The 1,460-nt window shown below is 61.8% G+C and carries 2 protein-coding genes; both read left to right on the top strand.

From position 1 onward, the window contains the following. Window positions 1–99 precede the first annotated feature (99 nt). The gene (locus AC04MI_RS25125; protein ID WP_307595395.1) at window positions 100–768 is read left to right on the top strand and encodes an RlmE family RNA methyltransferase; all 669 of its coding nucleotides are present in this window, start codon (window positions 100–102) and stop codon (window positions 766–768) included. Window positions 769–946: 178 nt separating this feature from the next. Next, window positions 947–1,460: ATP-dependent metallopeptidase FtsH/Yme1/Tma family protein (locus AC04MI_RS25120; RefSeq protein WP_476499039.1), on the top strand; the 514-nt coding region annotated here is incomplete at its 3' end.

Genomic DNA, 1,460 nt, shown 5'->3' with positions numbered 1-1,460 from the left:
GATCCAGGTGGTGAGCTTCGGCGCGGTGCACCTTGCGCTCGGCAGGGGTAAGTTGAATGGCGGGCATCCCCGTATTATCGACGCGTTACAAAGACCTCCATGAGCACCAAAGCCAAAAGCAAAAAAGTCAACAAAGCCTGGCTGCACGACCACATCAACGACCCGTATGTGAAACTGGCCACGCGCGAGGGATACCGCGCACGCGCCGCCTACAAGCTCAAGGAAATCGACGAATCGCTCGGCTTGGTCCGGCCGGGCCAGCTGGTGGTCGACCTGGGTTCCACGCCAGGGGCCTGGAGCCAGTACCTGCGCCGGCGCATGTCGCCCGAGGGCGCCGCGGCCGGGGAGCTGAACGGCACCATCATTGCGCTGGACATCCTGCCGATGGAGCCGATCGAGGGCGTGACCTTCCTGCAGGGCGATTTCCGCGAGACGGAACTGCTCGAGCAGGTGCTGGGCGCGCTGGCCGGCCGGAAGGCCGACCTGGTGGTTTCCGACATGGCGCCCAACCTGTCGGGCATCCATTCGGCCGATGCGGCCCGCGTGGCGCACCTGATCGAGCTTGCCATCGACTTTGCCCAGCACCACCTGAAGCCCGAGGGGGCGCTGGTGGCCAAGCTCTTCCATGGCAGCGGCTATGACGAGCTGGTGAAGCTGTTCAAGGCGAACTTCCGCACCGTGAAGCCCTTCAAACCCAAGGCCTCGCGCGACAAATCGTCGGAAACCTTCCTTGTCGGCATGGGTCTGAAGGCTCAGGAAACGCTTTGATACCTTGACGCCGGGGCCCGCAAAGCGTGCCCATGGGGCGCAAACCCTTGTCCGGCTATGGCTGCTTTAGGGAAATGCCCGCTTTTCGCAGCTTGAAAAGCCTAAAATGGGGCGCAATTGCGTATCCATAGCGCGTTCTTTTCACAATCTTGTCACGCGCTTTCGACTGGAGCTTCGTTTGAACAATCAGTGGTTTTCCAAAGTTGCCGTATGGCTCGTCATTGCCATGGTGTTGGTCACTGTGTTCAAGCAGTTCGACACCCGCGGCGGCGTCGGCTCAGGGACGGTGAGCTATTCGGAGTTCCTGGATCAGGTCCGAAACAACCAGATCAAGAGCGCCGTCATTCCTGAAGGTGCCGGCGGCGGAGAGATCGTGGCCGTCACCAACGAGGATCGCAAGATCCGCACGACCGCCACCGTGCTCGACCGCGGCCTGGTGGGCGACCTGATCGACCACAACGTCAAGTTCGACGTCAAGCCGCGCGAAGAGGGCTCGCTCCTCATGACGCTCTTGGTGAGTTGGGGGCCGATGCTGCTCCTGATCGGGGTCTGGATCTACTTCATGCGGCAGATGCAGGGCGGCGGCAAGGGCGGGGCGTTCAGCTTCGGCAAGAGCAAGGCCCGCATGATGGACGAGAACAACAACACGGTCACTTTTGCCGACGTCGCGGGCTGCGACGAGGCCAAGGAAG

It is taken from the genome of Acidovorax sp. LjRoot204, from assembly GCF_056175785.1.
Note: the sequence above shows the minus strand (reverse complement) of the source record. Positions and strands in the feature narration are given on the sequence as shown.

Excerpts from the sequence above, each read along its gene's own strand:
- AC04MI_RS25125 (WP_307595395.1), top strand. The coding sequence starts at position 100 with ATGAGCACCAAAGCCAAAAGCAAAAAAGTCAACAAAGCCTGGCTGCAC.